The organism is Nocardioides abyssi (assembly GCF_030412915.1).
GTDB lineage: Bacteria > Actinomycetota > Actinomycetes > Propionibacteriales > Nocardioidaceae > Nocardioides > Nocardioides abyssi.
Genome location: NZ_JAUHJR010000002.1, coordinates 200,255 through 219,753, shown reverse-complemented (window position 1 = coordinate 219,753; position 19,499 = coordinate 200,255). Strand labels below are relative to the sequence as shown.

The 19,499-nt window shown below is 73.2% G+C and carries 19 protein-coding genes; 12 read left to right on the top strand and 7 right to left on the bottom strand.

Annotated features, from left to right (window positions below):
* Positions 1 to 29 precede the first annotated feature (29 nt).
* A complete protein-coding gene (locus tag QWY29_RS06120) occupies positions 30 to 2,405 on the top strand; it encodes a PQQ-dependent sugar dehydrogenase (protein ID WP_300959811.1) in 2,376 nt (791 codons plus the stop codon).
* A 17-nt stretch (positions 2,406 to 2,422) separates the two neighbouring features.
* Here the strand turns inward: QWY29_RS06120 and QWY29_RS06115 are convergent, their stop codons facing one another.
* From QWY29_RS06115 to QWY29_RS06100, 4 genes are read right to left on the bottom strand one after another with little or no spacing between them, the layout of a single operon-like run.
* The gene (locus QWY29_RS06115) at positions 2,423 to 3,295 is read right to left on the bottom strand and encodes a fructosamine kinase family protein (protein ID WP_300959810.1); all 873 of its coding nucleotides are present in this window, start codon (positions 3,293 to 3,295) and stop codon (positions 2,423 to 2,425) included.
* Position 3,296: 1 nt separating this feature from the next.
* Positions 3,297 to 3,800: a low molecular weight protein-tyrosine-phosphatase gene (locus QWY29_RS06110; protein ID WP_300959809.1), complete on the bottom strand. Its 504-nt coding sequence runs from the start codon at positions 3,798 to 3,800 to the stop codon at positions 3,297 to 3,299.
* Positions 3,797 to 4,189 (bottom strand): phage holin family protein, encoded by a 393-nt coding sequence (locus QWY29_RS06105; protein WP_300959808.1) that lies wholly within the window; start codon positions 4,187 to 4,189, stop codon positions 3,797 to 3,799. Before QWY29_RS06105 ends, QWY29_RS06110 begins: the two co-directional genes overlap by 4 nt.
* 5 nt (positions 4,190 to 4,194) lie before the next feature.
* Positions 4,195 to 4,884, bottom strand: a complete 690-nt coding sequence (locus QWY29_RS06100; RefSeq protein WP_300959807.1) for a GntR family transcriptional regulator — start codon at positions 4,882 to 4,884, stop codon at positions 4,195 to 4,197.
* Positions 4,885 to 5,010: 126 nt separating this feature from the next.
* On the opposite strand from QWY29_RS06100, the gene QWY29_RS06095 reads away from it, so the two are divergent.
* Positions 5,011 to 5,907, top strand: a complete 897-nt coding sequence (locus QWY29_RS06095) for a dimethylarginine dimethylaminohydrolase family protein (protein WP_300959806.1) — start codon at positions 5,011 to 5,013, stop codon at positions 5,905 to 5,907.
* 615 nt (positions 5,908 to 6,522) lie between these two features.
* The gene (locus tag QWY29_RS06090) at positions 6,523 to 7,686 is read left to right on the top strand and encodes an HNH endonuclease signature motif containing protein (protein ID WP_300959805.1); all 1,164 of its coding nucleotides are present in this window, start codon (positions 6,523 to 6,525) and stop codon (positions 7,684 to 7,686) included.
* Positions 7,687 to 7,900: 214 nt separating this feature from the next.
* On the opposite strand, the gene QWY29_RS06085 is transcribed toward QWY29_RS06090, so the two are convergent.
* The gene (locus tag QWY29_RS06085; RefSeq protein WP_300959804.1) at positions 7,901 to 8,023 is read right to left on the bottom strand and encodes a hypothetical protein; all 123 of its coding nucleotides are present in this window, start codon (positions 8,021 to 8,023) and stop codon (positions 7,901 to 7,903) included.
* Between the two features lie 94 nt (positions 8,024 to 8,117).
* Here QWY29_RS06085 and QWY29_RS06080 point away from each other — a divergent pair, with 94 nt between their 5' ends.
* From QWY29_RS06080 to QWY29_RS06070, 3 genes are all read left to right on the top strand, one after another.
* Complete coding sequence (locus tag QWY29_RS06080; RefSeq protein WP_300959803.1) at positions 8,118 to 8,675, top strand: VanZ family protein; 558 nt, start codon at positions 8,118 to 8,120, stop codon at positions 8,673 to 8,675.
* 10 nt (positions 8,676 to 8,685) lie between these two features.
* Positions 8,686 to 9,756: a histidinol-phosphate transaminase gene (gene hisC / locus QWY29_RS06075; protein WP_300959802.1), complete on the top strand. Its 1,071-nt coding sequence runs from the start codon at positions 8,686 to 8,688 to the stop codon at positions 9,754 to 9,756.
* Between the two features lie 120 nt (positions 9,757 to 9,876).
* Positions 9,877 to 11,562 (top strand): ribonuclease J, encoded by a 1,686-nt coding sequence (locus tag QWY29_RS06070; protein ID WP_300959801.1) that lies wholly within the window; start codon positions 9,877 to 9,879, stop codon positions 11,560 to 11,562.
* A 2-nt stretch (positions 11,563 to 11,564) separates the two neighbouring features.
* On the opposite strand, the gene QWY29_RS06065 is transcribed toward QWY29_RS06070, so the two are convergent.
* Positions 11,565 to 12,488, bottom strand: a complete 924-nt coding sequence (locus QWY29_RS06065) for a M15 family metallopeptidase (RefSeq protein WP_300959800.1) — start codon at positions 12,486 to 12,488, stop codon at positions 11,565 to 11,567.
* A gap of 51 nt (positions 12,489 to 12,539) precedes the next feature.
* Between QWY29_RS06065 and QWY29_RS06060 the strand changes: the two genes are divergently transcribed.
* The 3 genes from QWY29_RS06060 to QWY29_RS06050 all read left to right on the top strand — a co-directional run bounded on the left by QWY29_RS06060 (position 12,540) and on the right by QWY29_RS06050 (position 15,097).
* On the top strand, positions 12,540 to 13,544 hold the full coding sequence (locus tag QWY29_RS06060) for a glutathione S-transferase family protein (protein WP_300959799.1): 1,005 nt from the start codon (positions 12,540 to 12,542) through the stop codon (positions 13,542 to 13,544).
* A 37-nt stretch (positions 13,545 to 13,581) separates the two neighbouring features.
* The gene (locus tag QWY29_RS06055; protein ID WP_300959798.1) at positions 13,582 to 14,508 is read left to right on the top strand and encodes a cation diffusion facilitator family transporter; all 927 of its coding nucleotides are present in this window, start codon (positions 13,582 to 13,584) and stop codon (positions 14,506 to 14,508) included.
* A 73-nt stretch (positions 14,509 to 14,581) separates the two neighbouring features.
* The gene (locus QWY29_RS06050; RefSeq protein WP_300959797.1) at positions 14,582 to 15,097 is read left to right on the top strand and encodes a DUF1360 domain-containing protein; all 516 of its coding nucleotides are present in this window, start codon (positions 14,582 to 14,584) and stop codon (positions 15,095 to 15,097) included.
* A 9-nt stretch (positions 15,098 to 15,106) separates the two neighbouring features.
* On the opposite strand, the gene QWY29_RS06045 is transcribed toward QWY29_RS06050, so the two are convergent.
* Positions 15,107 to 15,586, bottom strand: a complete 480-nt coding sequence (locus QWY29_RS06045) for an SRPBCC family protein (protein WP_300959796.1) — start codon at positions 15,584 to 15,586, stop codon at positions 15,107 to 15,109.
* A gap of 230 nt (positions 15,587 to 15,816) precedes the next feature.
* Here QWY29_RS06045 and pdhA point away from each other — a divergent pair, with 230 nt between their 5' ends.
* From pdhA to QWY29_RS06030, 3 genes are read left to right on the top strand one after another with little or no spacing between them, the layout of a single operon-like run.
* On the top strand, positions 15,817 to 16,944 hold the full coding sequence (gene pdhA, locus QWY29_RS06040) for a pyruvate dehydrogenase (acetyl-transferring) E1 component subunit alpha (RefSeq protein ID WP_439117410.1): 1,128 nt from the start codon (positions 15,817 to 15,819) through the stop codon (positions 16,942 to 16,944).
* Position 16,945: 1 nt separating this feature from the next.
* Positions 16,946 to 17,965, top strand: a complete 1,020-nt coding sequence (locus QWY29_RS06035; protein WP_300959795.1) for an alpha-ketoacid dehydrogenase subunit beta — start codon at positions 16,946 to 16,948, stop codon at positions 17,963 to 17,965.
* Positions 17,966 to 17,976: 11 nt separating this feature from the next.
* Positions 17,977 to 19,467 (top strand): dihydrolipoamide acetyltransferase family protein, encoded by a 1,491-nt coding sequence (locus QWY29_RS06030; protein WP_300959794.1) that lies wholly within the window; start codon positions 17,977 to 17,979, stop codon positions 19,465 to 19,467.
* Positions 19,468 to 19,499: the final 32 nt, after the last annotated feature.

The following is a 19,499-nucleotide window of genomic DNA, read 5'->3' as shown; positions in this document are numbered from 1 at the left end:
TAGGCTGCGCAGCAACCTGGGGGGTCACCTTGCTGCACCGCGCGCTCGTCCTGCTGCTCACCGCCTGCACCCTGGCGCTGGTGGGGACGGCGTCGACCGCCGCGCCCGACCGGCCGACCGGTGCCGCCGCCACCCAGCAGGTCACGCGGCAGGTCCCGGGGGAGGCACCGGCACGGCTGGCCCGTCACCACGACGGGCCGCGGCTGCCCGACCGCTTCCAGGAGGAGGTGGTGCTCGACGGGCTCGACGAGCCCACGGCGGTGGACTTCGGGCCCGCGGGCGAGATCTTCGTGGCCGAGAAGAGCGGCGTCGTGCGGGTATGGGAGTCCCCGGAGGCCGCGCCGGTCGAGGTGGTCGACCTCAGCGACGACGTCAACAACCTCTACGACCGCGGCCTGCTCGGCCTGGCCGTCGACCCCGGCTTCCCGCAGCGGCCCTACCTCTACGTGCTCCACGCCTACGACCACATCCTCGGCAGCGGCCTGCCGGCGCCGCACTGGGGCGTGCCGGGCGTGGGGTACGACGAGTGCCCGGACCCCGAGGTCGGCGGGCCCGGCGCGGAGGACATGGGCTGCCTGGCCAGCGGACGCCTCTCGCGGCTGACCCTGGAGCGGGTCGACGGCGGCTGGCGGTCGGTCGAGCAGGAGCCGATGCTCGAGGACTGGTGCATGCAGTACCCCTCGCACGGCACCGGCTCGCTGCACGTCGGCCCCGACGGCCACCTGTGGGCCAGCGGCGGTGAGGGCGCGCACTACCTCGAGGTCGACCGCGGGCAGCTGGGCGCGCCGTACTGGCCCGACGGCAACGCCTGCGGCGACCCGGTCCGCGAGGGCGGGTCGCTGCGCGCGCAGGACATCCGCACCGGCGGCGACCAGACCGGCCTGTCCGGCTCGATCATCCGCATCGACCTCGACACCGCCGAGGGCGTGCCCGGCAACCCGTACGCCGACCGCGAGAGCCCCAACGACCGGCGGATCGTGGCCTACGGCATGCGCAACCCCTTCCGCTTCACCTTCCGCCCCGGCACCGGCCGCACCGACCCCGAGGTGTACGTCGGCGACGTCGGCCAGGGCGGCTGGGAGGAGGTCGACCGGCTGCGGCCGGGCGGCCGGGCGGCGGAGAACTTCGGCTGGCCCTGCTACGAGGGGCCCGACCGCAACGCCGGCTTCGACCCGCTCGACCTGCCGCTGTGCGAGTCGCTCTACCGGGCCGGCAGCGCGGCGAAGCCGTTCTACGCCTACCCGCGCACCGGCAACCTGGCCGGCGAGTCCTGCCCGACGGGCTCGGCGTCGATCTCCGGGCTGCAGTTCGGGGCGAGCCGCAGCTACCCGGCGGCGTACCGCGGGGCGTTGTTCTTCTCCGACTACTCCCGCCAGTGCGTGTGGGTGATGGGCAAGAAGCAGGACGGCTCGCCCGACCCGCGCAAGGTCCGGCCGTTCCTCGAGGGCGCCGACAGCCCCGTCGACCTGCTCACCGGCCCCGACGGCGACCTCTGGTACGTCAGTCTCGGCGTCGACGCGCAGGGCTACCCGGCGGCGGGCGCGGGCTCGCTGCGCCGGATCCGGTACGTCGCCGGCAACCGCGCCCCGGTCGCCCGGGTCGAGGCGCTCGGCCCGACCTGGGGCGCGGCGCCGCTGCAGGTCGGCCTGGACGCCTCGGGCTCGACCGACGCCGAGGACGACGTGCTGGTGCAGCGGTGGGACCTCGACGGTGACGGCGCGTTCGACGACGCCGAGGGACCGACGGCCACCGCCACGGCCGCGGGCAGCGACGACGTGGTCGTGCGCGTGCGGGTGACCGACGGCAACGGCGGCGAGGACGTCGCGGCGCTGACGCTGCACCCGGGTGACGCGGGGCCGCCCACGATCACCGTCGCCTCGCCGAGCCGCGACCTGCGCTGGTCGGTCGGCGAGCGGATCGACCTCGCCGCGACCGCGACCGACCCCGACGGCACCGAGCCGACCGTGACGTGGTCGGTGGCCCTGGCGCACTGCCCCAACGACACCTGCCACTCCCACCCGCTGCAGACGGCGGTCGACGGCGACACCGAGGTGCGGGGGCCCGACCACGAGCACCCGTCGTACCTCCTCGTCTCCGCGACCGCCACCGACGGGCGCGGGCTGAGCACGACCGAGCAGTTCCGGCTCGACCCGCGCACGGTGCGGGTGACGTTCCGGTCCAGGCCCGGGCGGCTGCCGCTCTCGATCGCCGGCACGCGTCGTGCGGGCGGCTGGACCGGCACCTTCATCGTCGGCTCACGGATCACCGTCACCGCGCCCAAGAAGCAGCGGCGGCAGGGCGCCACCTACCGGTTCGCGCGGTGGTCCAGCGGCGGGGGGCGCACCCACACCTACGTCGCCCCGCCGGGCCGGACCACGCTGACGGCGGTCTACCGGAAGCGCTAGCTCACAGGTAGCGCTGGCTACAGGTAGCGCTGGGCGGCCGCGGCGGCGCGGGCGCCGTACCCGCCGCCGTAGAGGCAGGCGTGCACCAGCAGCGGGAAGAGCTGGTGCAGCGCGAGCCGGTCGGCCCAGCCCTCGACGAGCGGGCTGGCCTCGCCGTACGCCTCGAGCACCTTGGGCAGGTGCGGCAGGCCGAAGAGCGAGAGCATCGCCAGGTCGGCCTCGCGGTGCCCGCCGTGCGCGGCGGGGTCGACGAGGTGGACGCGGTCCAGGCCCCAGACGACGTTGCCGTTCCACAGGTCGCCGTGCAGCCGGGCCGGGCCCTCCTCGGGGACGATCGAGGGCAGCCGGCCGACGACGGACTCGACGGTGGCCGCCTGCTCCGGGGTCACCGCGCCGCGGTCGCGGGCCAGCTTGAGGTAGGGCAGCACGCGGCGGACCGCGAAGAACTCCGCCCACGTCGGCGCCGCGCGGTTGGGCAGCGGCAGCCGCGCGATGTAGCCGTCGCGGTGCTCGCCGTCCGGCCCCGCGCCGTACGCCGTCGCGCCGGCGGCGTGGGTGGCGGCCAGCGCCCGGCCCAGCTCGGCGGCGGCCTCCGCGGTCTGCTTGCCCGGCTCGACCCAGCGCACCACGAGGCACTCGGCGTCGACGGCCAGCACCTCCGGGACGGCGGCCCCGCCCTCGGCGGCCGCGAGCCACCGCAGGCCGCGGGCCTCGGTCTCGAAGAAGTCGGCCGGCGCGTGCGGCATCGTCTTCATCAGCGCCGTGGTGCCGTTGCTCAGCCGCAGCTTGGTCGCGGTGGCGGTGTCGCCGCCGGCGACGGGCGCCGTGGCCACCACCGCGGCGCCGAGGAGCTCCTCGGCGCGGCGGGCGACCAGCGGCTGACGGGCCATGTCAGGGGCGCCCCAGCAGGCGCTGGAGGGCCGCGGTGATCGCGGCGGAGGTCCGCTCCACCATCTCCAGCACCTCCTCGAATCCGTCGTCGCCACCGTAGTACGGGTCCGGTACCTCGCCGCCGGTGCCGACAGGATCGAGCTCGCGGAGGAGCATCACCCGGTCGCCCGCGCCGCCGACGTCGGCCAGGTTGGCGCTGTCCATCACCAGCACCAGGTCGTGCTCGTCGAGCCACGACGGCGCGAACTGCTGCGCGCGGTGCCGCGTCGCGTCGTACCCCGCCGCCGTCAGCGTGGCCGCGGACCGCGGGTCCATCGGCTTGCCGACGTGCCAGCCGCCGGTGCCGGAGCTGACGACGCGGACCAGGCCGCTGAGCCCGGCCTCGTCGACGCGCTCGGAGAGCACCACGTCGGCCATCGGGGATCGGCAGATGTTGCCCAGGCAGACCAGGGCGATCGAGTAGCGGCCCGGGGTGCGCGGGGCCGGCAGCACGGGGGCGGTCACCGGCGCTCGTCGGGCGAGAGTCGGTCGACGACCCAGGTCATCACGGTGATCACGACCGCGCCGAGCACCGCCGCCCAGAAGCCGTCGACGCGGAACCCGAGGTCGAGCTGCTCGGCCAGCCAGCCGGTCAGCGCGAGCATCGCGGCATTGATGACCAGCAGGAACAGGCCCAGCGTGACGATGATGAACGGGATCGACAGCAGCGTCAGCACCGGCTTCACCACCGAGGTCACGACACCGAGGATCAGCGCCACGACCAGCAGCGGCGCCCACTTGTGCTCCAGCTCGGCGGTGCCGCTCGACGGGCCGGTGAACCGCACGCCGTCGACGAGCCAGGCCGCCGTCGCGAGGGCGACCGCGTTGGTCAGGAGCCAGGAGAGGAACCGCACGCGGCTCAGTCTCCCAGGCGGCCCTCCTCGAGCCCCAGGGCCTCGATGATCGAGTCCTCGGCGTCGGCCAGGTGCCGGTCGAGGAACGCCGAGGCTGCCGGGATGTCGCCGGCCTCCAGCAGGTCGAGCAGCGCCTGGTGGGAGTCGGCCTGGTCGTGGGCGTTGCGGCGGATCCGGTCGACCTGGGCCAGCGCCAGCTTGAGCTCGGTGACCAGCTGCTCGGCCATGTGCACCAGCCGGGGCGAGCCGGTGAGGCCGACGAGGGAGACGTGGAAGGCGAGGTGCCGCTCGTTGAGCGACTGGTACGACGCGTGGTCGGCCACCGCGCTCGTGTAGGCCACCAGCGTCGTGCGCACGCGGTCCCGCAGCGCCTCCTCGGCCTCGGCCCAGCGGCGTACCCCGGCGCCCTCGAGGACCGCCCGGGCCCGGCACACGTCGCGCACCGAGTCGGGGTCGGGGCTGGTCACGCTGACGCCGCGGTGCGGCTCGCGGGTGGCCAGGCCCTCGGCGACCAGGAGCGTCAGCGCCTCGCGGACCGTCGGCCGGCTCACGCCGAGGGAGGCGGCCAGGGCGACCTCGCGCAGCGCCGTGCCGCTCTCCAGCTCGCCTTCGAAGACGGCGCGGCGCAGCTCCTGCGCGACGCGGTCGACGGTCGTGGACACGTCGAGGCTGAGGGTGCCGAACGGCTCGGACATGGGCCCATCCTCCCGCACGCGCGCCGACTTGTGCCGAGGCCTCGTCGTGCCCCACACTCCGGCTTGTCAGATTGTCTGACAATCCGGTGAGTCGGGGCCTTATAGGGAGAAGTGGGGGTGCGCTCGATGGAGCAGCTGCAGTGGGGTCGTCGGTACGTCGCGGTGGAGCCGTCGCACTTCCGCATCGACTACGCGATCAACCCGTTCATGGACCCCGCGGTCCAGCCCGACCCCGCCCTGGCGATGACGCAGTGGCGGGCGATGGTCGAGGTGCTCGAGGGGCTCGGCGCCGACGTCGACGTGCTCCCGCAGCGCCCGGACGCGCCGGACATGGTCTACGCGATGAACCTCGGCCTCGGCCTGGTGCGCCCCGACGGCTCCCGCCACGTCGTGATGTCGCACATGCGCTACGCCCAGCGCCGGATGGAGACGCTGACGGCCGAGCCGTGGTTCGCGGCGACGGGGGCCACGACGTCGTACGTCGGTCGCGACGGCGTCGGCGCGCACCTCGAGGCGGGCGACGCGTTCCCCTTCCGCGGGGACCTGGTCGTCGGCTTCGGCCCGCGCACCGAGGAGCTCGCGCTCAAGCACCTCGCCACCGACCTCGGCGTGCGGGTGCGCGGGCTGCGGATCACCCACCCGGGGATGTACCACCTCGACCTGGCCTTCTGCCCGCTCGACGACCGCCGCGCGCTCGTCTGCCCCGCCGCCCTCGACGACGCCTCCGCTGCCGCGCTGCTCGACCTCGTGCCCGAGCCGCTCGTGCTCACCGAGGAGGAGGCGCTCACGACGTTCTGCGCCAACTCCGTCGTCGTCGGCCGCACCGTCGTCATGCCGGCCTGCCCGCCGCGCGTGCGCGCGCAGCTGGAGGAGTGGGGCTTCGAGGTCGTGCTCGTCGACGTCTCCGAGTTCCACAAGGGCGGCGGCTCGGTCCGCTGCCTCACCAACCCCGTCGACCTCACCCTCGGCCGCGACCTCGCCACCGTCGCGGGCGGCGAGGTCCTCCTCCCATCGGCTGGTTGAGGAAGGCGCGCAGCGCCTGTCTCGAAACCCCCGGCAGCCGACCTTCGGCCTCGGGGCCGTGGGTGGTCGCGGTAGGGCAGCTATGAGGACCCGGTACGCCGTGGGTCACGCGCCGGCGCCGGCTATCGGCTGGGCTGCCGGCTGCTGTCTCCGGCTGGTTGAGGAGGGCCGCCAGGCCCGTCTCGAAACCTCGGCAGCTGCCCCGCAGGTTGAGCCGCAACCCGCTGGTCGAGCAGCGAGCCCTGGCGAGCGTCGACGAGACCCCTGCACCCGACCTTCGGCCTGCGGGCCGTGGGTGGTTGCGGTGGGAGCAGCTATGAGGACGAGGTACGCCGCGGCTCGCGCGCCGCCGCCGGCTATCGGCTGGGCTGCCGGCTGCTGTCTCCGGCTGGTTGAGGAGGGCCGCCAGGCCCGTCTCGAAACCCGCCGAAAACTCGCCGAAGTTGCTGTCCGAATGGTGGTCTGACCTGCGGAAACAGGCCCGTGACTGTCGGTGGTCGCTGCTTGAGTAGACCCATGGCCCAGGACTCTCGACGCAGTGCGCACCCGGTGTGCCGTGCGGTCGCGAAGTCTCGGAAGAAGGCTCGGACGGCGTGCAGCTCTCAGCTGTGGCAGATGTCCGACACCGAGGTCGCAGCCACTCTCCTGGAGGCGACGCGGCTGCGTGCGCAGGTCGAGGCGCTGGAGCTCAAGCTCGCCGCCGAGGCGGACCGTCGTGCGGTGGGCGACAAGGTCGGGGCGACCGACACCGCGTCCTGGTGGTCCCACGAGACCCGCCAGGACCGTCCCGCCGCCAAGCGGCGTATGCGGCTGGCCGAGTCCTTGGACCGCCACGCACCCACGTCCGCCGCACTGATGGAGGGTGCGATCAGCGTCGACCACGCCCAAGTCATCACCGACTGCGTCGATCGGCTACCCGACGACCTCGAAGATCCGACGATCCCGGAGCGCGCCGAGAAGCATCTGCTGAACGAAGCGCTGGACCGCGACCCCAAGTCGCTGGCCATCCTGGCCAAGCACGTCCTGACCGTCGTCGCACCCGAGATCGGCGAGGAGCGCGACGCCCGCGCGCTGGAACGCGAGGAGCGCGAAGCACGCGCGAACGCCTGGCTGACCATGGCACTGGACGGCAAGGGCTCGGTACGCGGCAAGTTCTCCATCCCGACACTCCATGGCGAGATGCTCAAGAAGATGCTGCTCGCCTTCGCAGCACCGAAGCACCAGGCCGCCATCAAAGGCGACGAGCCCGACGACGTAGTGGAGCGGCGGCCGTCTCCAGAGCGGATGGGTGACGCGTTCTGCGAGCTCCTCGAGCGGCTTCCTGCCGACAAGCTCCCCCAGCTCGGCGGCCTCAACGCCAGCATCGTCGTCCTCATCGACTACTCCGACCTCCAGAGCGACATCGGTCGCGCGACCCTGGAGTCCGGCGAACCGATCTCGGTCTCGATGGCGCGGCGCATGGCGTGCGAAGCGGGCCTCCTCCCCGCCGTCCTCGGCAGGAAGTCAGAGCTCCTCGACCTCGGTCGCACCGCGCGCCTGTTCTCCGGCGCCCAGCGCCGCGGGCTCGCCATCACGCAGAAGACCTGCACGGCCACCGAGTGCGACTGGCCGGCGCATCTGTGCCACGCCCACCACGACGACAGCTGGCTCCGCGGGGGTAGGACCGACATGAAGAACGCTCGCCTGCTCTGTCCCCGGCATCACGCCCGCATCCACGACCCCCGCTTCGAGACCACCCACCATCCCGACGGCGGCGTCTCGTTCCACATGCGGACATAGACCGCAAAGCCGCTGGTTGAGCAGCGAAGGCGTGCTGCGCCTGCGCGTCGAACCCCCGCACCCCCGCAGGGCGGCAACCACCCGCCGGCCGGACGAGGGTTGTAGCGCCCTGCGCACCTCACCGGGTCTCGTCGACGCTCGGTTTCGAGACGGCGCTGGCGCGCCTCCTCAACCCACCGGCTGGCGCTCGCTGCTCGACCACCGGTCCGGCGGGTCAGCGGCAGGCGGGAGCGGCGCAGGTGGTGGTGGTCAGCTCCGGCTGCGGCGTGTGGCCGACGGCGAGGACGGCGAGGCTCGTGAGGAGCAGGCCGAGGCCGAGGTTGCGGGCGAGGAGCACGGGTCGACCGTAGGTCCGGCGGAGGGCCGGTCGGGGCGGATCGGAGCAGGATCGTCCGTTCGGGGGAGCGCACCCACCCGATAGCGTCCGGGGCGTGTTCCCGGTCGGCGGCGTGGGCGTGATGCTCCTGGGCATCGTCCTGTCCGGGGGCGTGTGCCTGCTGCTGCACCTGGCGCTGCGGGGCCGCCTGGGGCCGTTCACGTCCGGTTCGGTCGCGCTTTTCCTGTGGTCGCTGACGGTCATCGGCTTCATCACGCTCATCCCGGCCAACGGCGCGCCGGGGATCGTCCCGGCCGAGGGGCGGATGGACACCTGCTCGTGGGACATCGGCGGGCCGGCGCCGGACGGGTTCTGGATCTTCTCCGGCGGCCAGCGGCTGCTGAACACCGTCGTCTTCATCCCCTCCGGCGCCCTGCTGGTCCTCGCGACCGCCCGCCGCGCACGCGGGGCGCTGGTGGCGGCCCCGCTCGGGCTGGCGTTCCTGGCGGCGTGCTCGGTCGCCATCGAGGTCACCCAGCTCGTCCTCGCCCGCCTCGACCGCGCCTGCGACGTCACCGACGTCGTCGACAACGTGCTGGGCGCGGCCATCGGCGTCGGGATCGGCTTCCTGCTGGCGCTGCTGCTGCGGCCCTGGCGCGGGGGGTCGGCCTAACCTGACCCGCGTGACCAGCCCGCAGCCCCGCCCCAACGTCGCCGACATCCCGCCGTACGTCGCCGGCAAGCCGCCCACGGTGCGGCCGGGGATGGTCTCCTACAAGCTCTCCAGCAACGAGAACCCCTACCCGCCGCTCCCCGGCGTGGTCGAGGCCGTGCAGCAGGCGGTCGGCCAGATGAACCGCTACCCCGACATGGGCTCCTCGGCGCTCTACGCGAAGCTGGCCGAGACCTTCGACGTGCCGGCCGACCACCTCTCGGTGGCGACGGGGTCGGTCGGGCTGATCTACCAGCTGGTGCAGGCCTTCTGCGACCCCGGCGACGAGGTCGTCTTCGCCTGGCGCTCCTTCGAGGCCTACCCGATCGCGGTGACCGCGGCCGGGGCGACCAGCGTGCGGGTGCCGGTGCTGCCCGACGGGCGCCACGACCTCGACGCGATGGCCGCCGCCGTCACCGACCGGACCAAGGTCGTGCTGGTCTGCACGCCCAACAACCCGACCGGCCCGGCCGTGACCCAGGCCGAGCTCGACGCGTTCCTCGCGAAGGTCCCGAGCCACGTGCTGGTCGTGGTCGACGAGGCCTACGTGGAGTTCGTGCGCTCGACCGACCCGGTCGACGGCGTCGCGACGTACCGCCGCCACGACAACGTCGTCCTCACCCGCACCTTCTCCAAGGCCTACGGCCTCGCCGGCTTCCGGGTGGGGTACGCCGTGGCGCCCGCGCCGATCGCGGCGGCGCTGCGGGCGGTGTCCCTGCCGTTCGGGGTCTCGACGGTGGCGCAGGTGGCCGCGATCGCCTCGCTGGAGCGTCGCGACGAGCTGCTCGAGCGGGTCGAGGCGCTGGTGGCCGAGCGGACCCGGGTGGTCGACGGCCTGCGCGAGCGCGGGTGGGACGTGCCGGAGGCGCAGGGCAACTTCGTGTGGTTCGAGCTGGGCGAGCGCACGGCCGACTTCGCCCTCGCGGCCGACGAGCTGGGCATCGTCGTGCGGCCCTTCGCGGGCGAGGGGGCGCGGGTCTCGATCGGCGAGCCGGAGGCCAACGACCGGCTGCTGCAGCTCGCAGAGACGTTCCCCCGCTGAGCGGCCGGACGGGCCCGCGACACACCGCGCCGCCGCTCCTCGCGGAGAAGGCTGACAAGATGGGTCCGAGAGGCGCCGGGTCCGCCGGCGTGCGACACGCCACCTGATCGGATCCACCCCGTGAGCCACCCGCACCCCGAGCTGCAGAAGCCGCCCCGTCTCCCGAAGAACGGCCTCCGCGTCGTCGGCCTCGGTGGCCTCGGCGAGATCGGTCGCAACATGACCGTCTTCGAGCACCACGGCAAGCTGCTGATCGTCGACTGCGGCGTGCTCTTCCCCGAGGAGCACCAGCCCGGCATCGACGTCATCCTCCCGGACTTCAGCTGGATCCGGGATCGGCTCGACTCGGTCGTCGGCCTGGTGCTGACGCACGGTCACGAGGACCACATCGGTGGTGTGCCGTACCTCCTGCGCGAGCGCGCGGACATCCCCGTCATCGGGTCGCGGCTGACCCTGGCGCTGATCCGGGAGAAGCTCAAGGAGCACCGGATCGTGCCGAAGCTGCACGAGGTGGCCGAGGGCGATCGGAAGCCCTACGGCCCGTTCGACCTGGAGTTCCTCGCGGTCAACCACTCGATCCCCGACGGGCTCGCGGTCGGCATCCGGACCAGCGCCGGCACGGTGCTGCACACCGGTGACTTCAAGATGGACCAGTTCCCGCTGGACCGCCGGATCACCGACCTGCGCGGCTTCGCGCGGCTGGGCGAGGAGGGCGTCGACCTCTTCCTCACCGACTCCACCAACGCCGAGGTCCCGGGCTTCACGATGTCCGAGCGCGACCTCGCGCCGGCGATCGAGCAGGTCTTCCGCACCGCGCCGCGCCGCATCATCGTCTCGAGCTTCGCCAGCCACGTGCACCGCATCCAGCAGGTGCTCGACACCTCCCACGCGCACGGCCGCAAGGTCGCGTTCGTCGGCCGCTCGATGGTCCGCAACATGGGCGTGGCCCAGGAGCTGGGCTACCTCAAGGTCCCCAAGGGCCTGATCGTGCCGCTGGACCAGCTCGAGAAGCTGCCGGCCCACAAGGCGACGCTGGTGTGCACCGGCTCCCAGGGCGAGCCGATGGCGGCGCTGGCCCGGATGGCCAACCGCGACCACAAGATCCGCGTCGGCGAGGGCGACACCATCCTCATGGCCAGCTCCGCGGTCCCCGGCAACGAGAACGCCATCTCCGGCCTGATCAACAACCTCAGCCGCTGGGGCGCGCAGGTCGTGCACAAGGGCAACGCCAAGGTGCACGTCTCCGGCCACGCCAGCGCCGGCGAGCTCGTCTACTGCTACAACATCGTCAAGCCGCGCAACGTCATGCCGGTCCACGGCGAGTGGCGCCACCTCAAGGCCAACGCCCAGCTCGCGATCGACACCGGCGTCCCCGAGGACCACGTGGTCATCGCCGAGGACGGCGTCGTCGTCGACCTCGTCGAGGGGCACGCCAAGGTCGTCGGCAAGGTCCGGGCCGGCAACGTGTACGTCGACGCGCAGACCGTCGGCGGAGCCACCGAGGCCACCCTCAAGGACCGCCGCACGCTGGCCGAGGAGGGTGTCGTCACCGTCCTCGCGATCGTCGACGCCGAGACGGGCAAGCTGGCCGACCCGCCGGACTTCCTGGTCCGCGGCTTCGTGCACGAGCCGAACGCCTTCGACCCGGCCGTCCAGGTCATCGAGAAGACGCTGGCCCGCGCCGCGGCCGAGGGGATCGGCGACGCGCAGCAGCTCGAGCAGATGCTCAGCCGGGAGATCGGCCGATGGGCGCACCGCGCGTTCCGCCGCAGCCCGCTGATCATCCCGCTCGTCATCGACGCCTGAGGTCAGCCGCCGGTCGCGCTGAAGTGCTGGAAGTCCTTCAGCGACCGGTAGTCACCGCCCCAGGCCCACCCGATCCGCGCGAAGGCGCGGACGACGAGGCCGTCGGCGGTGATCATCCCGGGCCGCACGTCGTCGCGGTCGAGGTAGGACGGGGCCAGCTCCGGCAGCACCGTCCGGCCGCCGGCCAGCTCGCGGACGTAGGGGTTCTGGAACGGGTTGACGTCGATCGCCAGGCCGTAGGCGTGCTGGGAGTACGACGTGCCGCCGGTGACCGCTCGGCACACGAACGCGCCGGTGCCGTTGCCGTCGCCGGTCGGCGGCGCGTCGAGGGCGGCCCGGGGCGTGATCGTCATCTGCTCCAGCGGGAAGCCGGCGTCCCAGAGGTCGGCGAACACCCGGGCCAGGTCGTCCGCGGCCGAACGCGCCACGAGCAGCTCGCCGGTGTGCCGGCCACCCTCGAACCCGCGGAACGTCACCCGCAGCCACGCCAGGTCCTCGGCCGCCACGGGGCAGCCCGGCTCCCAGGTCGAGCGGGCCAGCACGTCGGCCGGGGGCGGGCTGACGACCTTCGAGGCGTACCCGTCGCCGGGCAGTCCGCGGACCGTGTCCGGCAGCGTGAACCGGCGCTGCCGCAGCTCCCTCGGGGTGGCCCGCGGCGCGGCGTACCCCGTCGTCGTCTTGGGCAGGACCCGCGTCCCCAGCCACGGCGGCGGGACGGTGCCCGGCTCGGGACTGGGACTGGGTTCCTGGCTGGGCTCGGGCGCGGGGGACGGGCTGGCCGTGGCACTGGCGGTCGCGGTGGTGGTCGGGGTCGCGGGGACCGGCCCGTCGGCCTCGCCGGTCGACCCGCCGCAGCCGGCGACGGTCGCGACCACGACGCCCGCGAGGACGGTCGCGGCGCAGGCGGGCAGGCGGGGGCGGGGCACGGAGGAACGCTACGCCGGGCGGTTGTTGAGGCTTCACCTACGCTGGGAGGCATGGCCTCCGACGACAAGCCCACGTACACCGAGAAGGGCAAGGCCTTCGACCGGGACATGTCCTACATCCCGGACCGGATCACGAAGGTCGTCGACGGCGCGCCCCGCCGACCCGAGCACGGCCCGGTCGAGGGCGACCTGTGGCCGGTCGAGCCCGGCCGCTACCGGCTCGTCGCGGCCCCGGCGTGCCCGTGGGCGAACCGCTCGATCATCGTCCGCCGGCTGCTCGGCCTCGAGGACGTCATCTCCCTGGGCCTGCCGGGCCCCACGCACGACAAGCGCAGCTGGACCTTCGACCGCGACCCGGGCGGCAAGGACCCGGTGCTCGGCATCGAGCGGCTGCAGGATGCCTACCTGGCCCGCTTCCCCGACTACAGCAAGGGCATCACCGTGCCCGCGGTGGTGGAGGTCGAGAGCGGTCAGGTCGTCACCAACGACTTCCCGTGGATCACCCACGACCTCTCCTTCGAGTGGCGCGACCACCACCGCCCCGGTGCGCCCGACCTCTGGCCGGACGACGTCCGCGAGGAGATGGAGACCGTGATGAAGCGGATCTTCACCGAGGTCAACAACGGCGTCTACCGCTGCGGCTTTGCCGGCTCGCAGGAGGCCTACGAGGACGCCTACGACCGGCTGTGGACCGCGATGGACTGGCTCGAGGAGCGCCTCACCGACCGCCGCTTCCTCATGGGCGACACCGTCACCGAGGCCGACGTGCGGCTGTTCACGACGCTGGCGCGCTTCGACGCGGTCTACCACGGCCACTTCAAGTGCAACCGCAACAAGCTCACCGAGATGCCGGTGCTGTGGGCCTACGCCCGCGACCTGTTCCAGATGCCCGGCTTCGGCGAGACGATCGACTTCGAGCAGATCAAGGCGCACTACTACGTCGTGCACACCGACATCAACCCCACCGGCGTCGTGCCGAAGGGTCCCGACCCGGACGTGTGGCTGACCCCGCACGGCCGCGAGGCGCTCGGCGGGGAGCCGATCCGGCCCTGGTGAGCAGACCGGTCGGGGCACGACCGGGCAGGATGGCCCCGTGGGACACGGGCACGACCACTCGCACGCAGCCGGCCGCGCGGAGGACCGCGGTCGGCTGAGGATCGTCCTCGCGATCACCGCGACCGTCCTCGTCGTCGAGCTGGTCGGTGCGTGGCTGACCGGGTCGCTCGCGCTGCTGGCCGACGCCGGCCACATGGCCACCGACGCGGCCGCCGTCGTGCTGGCGCTCGGGGCGTCGTACGTCGCGGCCCGCGGCGGCGGTCCGCGCTCGACGTTCGGGCTGCACCGGGCCGAGATCCTGGCCGCCCTGCTCAACGCGCTGGTGCTGCTCGGGGTCTGCGCCTACCTCGCCTACGCCGGCGTCGCCCGGCTGCTCGACCCCGGGGAGACCCACCTCGAGGCCGGGCCGATGGTCGTCTTCGCCGCGGTCGGCCTGGTCGCGAACCTCGTCGCCGTGCTCGTCCTGCGCGGCTCGACCAGCGGCTCGCTCAACATGCGTGGCGCGACCAACGAGGTGCTGGCCGACACCGTGGGCTCGGTGCTCGCGCTGCTGGCCGGCCTCGTGGCCTGGACGACCGGGTTCGACCGCGCCGACCCGATCGCCTCGCTGCTGATCGCGGTGCTCATCGCCCCGCGGTCGTGGGTGCTCCTGCGCGACAGCGTCGTCGTCCTGCTCGAGATCGCGCCGGCGGGCCTCGACCTCGACGACGTGCGCCACCACCTCGGCCACGTGCCCGGCGTCGTCGACGTCCACGACCTGCACGCCTGGACGATCACCAGCGGCATCCCGAGCCTGTCGGCCCACGTCACCGTCACCGACGACGCGCTCGCCGACCGCGGCGTCGGCGCCGTGCTCGACGACCTGTGCGCGTGCATGAGCGAGCACTTCGACGTCCGCCACGCGACGTTCCAGGTCGAGCCGGTTTCCCACGGCGCGCACGAGGACCTCGGCGAGGTGCACTGACCGGTGGTCGGCGCGGGGAGGCTCACCCCGTCGGGGGCGTCTGGGACGCGGCGGTGAGGGTCAACGGACTCCCATGACCTCCACCCACGCGCACGCGCACCCGGTCGGCCGGCTCGTCGACGGCTACGACCCCGACGGCGACGTCGCGCTCGGCGGGTACGCCGGCAGCCTGACGACGTACGGCCTGGTCCTCGCCGGCATCGCCGCCGCCGGGTCGGCCTCCGGCCACCAGCTCGTCGAGCGCTACGACCTCGCCGACATCGCGCTGGGCGGGCTCGCGGTGCACAAGTTCACCCGGCTGCTCTCGAAGTCGTCGGTGGCGGCGCCGGTGCGCGCGCCGTTCACGCAGTTCGAGGGGGCCGCGGGCTCGGGCGAGCACGTCGAGAGTGCTCGGGAGGACGGCGGCGTGCGCAGCACGATCGGCAAGCTGATCACCTGCCCGTTCTGCCTGGGCGTCTGGATCGGCACCGCCTACATCGCCGCGCTGAACGTCGCCCCGCGCCCGGCCCGCACCTGGGCCGCGCTCTTCGCCGTCACCGCCGTCTCCGACTCGATGCAGCACGTGTACGCGCGGCTGCGCGGCGACTGACGGCACGCGTCAGCCGGCGTCTGCCTCCGCGGCGGCCTTGAGCTTGGGCAGGGTGCCCTCGATGCCGCGCCGGTTCTTCTCCGGCACGCCGAGGCGGCGGAGGAGGGCCTGCCCGAGGCCGGGGTAGTAGGTGGCGTCCCAGGTCTCGGTGACCCGGGTGCCGGGGGTGCCGGCGAGGTCGACGGGCTCGAGCTCGTAGCGCCAGCGGTGCAGGCCGAGGTGCTTCCAGGCGATGAGCCGGCCCTCCTCGAACTCCACCACCTTGTTGCGGATCCGGTAGGGCGCGCCCATCTTCATGCTCATCCCGAAGGTGGCGCCGAGGCTGAGCCGCTCCGGCCCGGAGACGGTGCCGCGGACCGTGCCCGACCCGTCGATGCGCGGGTGCTGGTGCGGGTCGACGAGGATCGCGAAGACCGCCTCGGGCGGGGCGGCGACCAGCTCGGTCGCACTCACGCGCATGTCGGTGCCGGCGTCGGTGGAGTCGCTCATGGCCCGAACGTAGCGGGGCGGCACGAGCGGGCTCCCCGGGTTGGCGCGGGGGCGGCGGCCCCCGGTACCTTCTGTCCCACCACGCATGTGGTCCCGGTCACAAGGCGCACCACCCCCGCGTCGAGCGTCCGGGCACTCGCCACCCGGCGACCGGTGACCCCGGAGGCCGGTGACCTCGAAGGAGCGCGCCCGTGAGCCACACGTCCGGATTCGGCCCCGACCTGGCGGAGGTGTTCGGTCCCTCCCAGCAGGACGGCGGACCCGAGCTCGTCCAGCTGCTGACGCCCGAGGGCGAGCGCGTCCACCATCTTCCCCCCGAGTTCGCACAGTTCGACCTCGACTTCTCCGCCGAGCAGCTCCGCGGCTTCTACCGCGACATGGTGCTGACCCGGCGCATCGACACCGAGGCCACCGCGCTTCAGCGCCACGGCGAGCTCGGCATCTGGGCCCAGCTGCTCGGCCAGGAGGCCGCGCAGATCGGCGCCGGCCGCGCGCTGCGCCCCCAGGACCACGTCTTCCCGACCTACCGCGAGCACGGCGTCGCCTGGTGCCGCGGGCTCGACCCGCTGCGGCTGCTCGGGCTCTTCCGCGGGGTCGACCAGGGCTCGTGGGACCCCGAGGAGTTCCACTTCGGCCTCTACACGATCGTCATCGGCGCCCAGACGCTCCACGCGACCGGCTACGCGATGGGCATGCAGCGCGACGGCGTCGTCGGCACCGGCGACCCCGACCGGGACGCGGCGGTCGTCGCGCACTTCGGCGACGGCGCCAGCAGCCAGGGCGACGTCAACGAGGCGTTCATCTTCGCGGCGTCGTACAACGCGCCCGTCGTCTTCTTCTGCCAGAACAACCAGTGGGCCATCTCCGAGCCCATCGAGCGCCAGACGCGGATCCCGCTCTACCAGCGCGCGCTCGGGTTCGGCTTCCCCGGCGTGCGGGTCGACGGCAACGACGTGCTGGCGACGTACGCCGTGACGCAGGCCGCGCTGCAGCGTGCGCGGGAGGGCCAGGGCCCGACGCTGGTGGAGGCCTACACCTACCGGATGGGCGCCCACACCACGACCGACGACCCGACCCGCTACCGGCTCTCCGACGACGTCGAGCACTGGAAGCTCAAGGACCCGATCGCGCGGCTGGAGGTCTACCTCAAGCGCAACGGCCTGGCCGAGGGGTCGTTCTTCGCCGACATCGCCGACGAGGCCGACCAGCTCGGCGCGACGCTGCGCGAGGGCTGCAAGGCGATGCCCGACCCGCGTCCGCTGAGCATGTTCGACCACGTCTACGCGGAGATGACCGACGAGCTCGCCGCCCAGCGCGACGGCTTCGCGGCGTACCTCTCCCAGTTCGAGGAGGCCTGAGATGAGCGCCCAGCCCACGAGCCAGTCCGGCACCCAGTCGAGCACCCAGAAGGTCACCCTCGCCAAGGCCCTCAACATGGGCCTGCGCGCCTCGATGGAGCACGACGACAAGGTCCTCGTCATGGGCGAGGACGTCGGCAAGCTCGGTGGCGTCTTCCGGATCACCGACGGCCTGCAGAAGGACTTCGGCGAGGACCGCGTCATCGACTCCCCGCTGGCGGAGTCCGGCATCGTCGGCACCGCCGTCGGCCTCGCGCTGCGCGGCTACCGGCCGGTGGTGGAGATCCAGTTCGACGGGTTCGTCTACCCCGCCTACGACCAGATCGTGTGCCAGGTCGCGAAGATGCACTTCCGCAGCCAGGGTCGCTCCAGGATGCCGATGGTCATCCGCATCCCGTTCGGCGGCGGCATCGGCGCGGTCGAGCACCACAGCGAGTCGCCCGAGGCCCAGTTCGCGCACACGCCGGGTCTCAAGGTGGTGGCCTGCTCGAACCCCGTCGACGGCTACTGGATGCTCCAGCAGGCCATCGCGTGCGACGACCCGGTCGTCTTCCTCGAGCCCAAGCGGCAGTACCACGCCGACAAGGCCGACCTGGACGTCGACGCCACCCCTGCGCCGTTGTTCAGCTCCCGCGTCGTGCGCCGCGGCACCGACGTCACCGTGCTGGCCTACGGGCCGACGGTGAAGACCGCGCTCAAGGCCGCCGAGGCCGCCTCCAACGAGGGCCGCTCGCTCGAGGTCATCGACCTGCGCACGCTGTCCCCGCTGGACATGGCGCCGGTCTACGAGTCGGTGCGGCGCACCGGCCGCGCGGTCGTCTGCCACGAGGCGCACGTCAACCTCGGCATGGGCGCGGAGCTCGCGGCCCGGATCACCGAGGAGTGCTTCTACTCCCTCGAGGCGCCGGTGCTGCGGGTGGGCGGGTTCGACACGCCGTACCCGCCCTCGCGCATCGAGGAGGACTTCCTGCCCGACCTCGACCGCGTCCTCGACGCCGTCGACCGCTCGCTCGCCGTCTGAGGAGGACACCCATGCCCGAGTACCTCCTGCCCGACGTCGGCGAGGGCCTGACCGAGGCCGAGATCGTCTCCTGGAAGGTCAAGGTCGGCGACGTCATCGACATCAACGACGTGGTCGTCGAGATCGAGACCGCCAAGTCCCTGGTCGAGCTGCCCTCGCCGTACGCCGGCACCGTCACCGGCCTGCTCGTCCCCGAGGGCGAGACCGTCCCGGTCGGCACGCCGATCATCGCGATCGCCTCCGCGGACGAGGCGGCGGCCGCGGCGCCGGCTCCCGCCAGCGGCCCCGGCTCCGGCCCGGGCGACATGGTCATCGACCTCTCCAACCCCGCGGCCAGCGGCAGCGGCGAGGGCGAGAGCCTGGTCGGCCGGATGAAGGCCGAGCGCGGCCCGATGCGCCGCCCCCGCAAGGGCTCCGCGTCGCCGTCGACCGAGTCGGCCGCCGCCACCCAGATGCAGGTCCAGGGCGCCTTCGCGCCCGGCGGTGCGCAGTCGGAGCCGGTGATCGAGGCCGACGAGCCCGCCGTGCCCGCGACGCCCGCTCCGCCGCTCCCGGCCGAGCCCGCACCGGCGCCGGTCGACGAGCGGGTGCTCGCCAAGCCGCCCGTCCGCAAGCTCGCCAAGGAGATGGGGATCGACCTGGCCTCCTGCACCGCCTCCGGGCCCTACGGCACGGTCACCCGCGACGACGTCGTCGCCCAGCAGCGGCTGGTCGAGGAAGGGGCGCCGGCGCAGGAGCGGCTGGTTGAGGAAGGCGCCCTGGCGCCTGTCTCGAAACCCGCCGCGCGACCCACCGGCGACCGCGAGACCCGCGAACCCATCAAGGGCGTGCGCAAGATGATGGGCGCGGCGATGGTGGAGTCGGCGTTCACGATCCCGCACGTGACCGAGTGGGTCACCGTCGACGTCAGCCGCACGACCGAGCTGGTCGAGCGGCTCAAGGACCACCGGGAGCTGCGCGACGTCAAGGTCTCCCCGCTGCTGGTCATCGCCCGTGCGGTCCTGCTCGCGATGCGGCGCACGCCGGAGATCAACTCGCTGTGGGACGAGGCCGCCGGTGAGGTGGTCATCAAGCACTACGTCAACCTCGGCATCGCCGCGGCCACCCCGCGCGGGCTGGTCGTGCCGAACGTGAAGGACGCCCAGGACCTCACCCTCCGGGAGCTGGGCGAGGCCCTCGGTGCGCTGACGGCGACCGCCCGCGAGGGCCGGACCCAGCCGGCGGAGATGAGCGGCGGGACGTTCACGATCACCAACGTCGGCGTCTTCGGCGTCGACGCGGGCACGCCGATCATCAACCCCGGCGAGTCGGCGATCCTCTGCGTCGGCGCGATCTCCAAGCGGCCCTGGGTCGACGAGGCCACCGGAGAGATCGTGGTGCGCGACGTGACGACGCTGGCGCTGTCCTTCGACCACCGCCACATCGACGGGGAGAAGGGCTCGCGGTTCCTGGCCGACGTCGCTTCGATCCTGCGCGACCCGGCCTCGGCGCTGCTGTTCTGACGGCTCGTGCTGCCCACCGTGCGCCCTGGCGC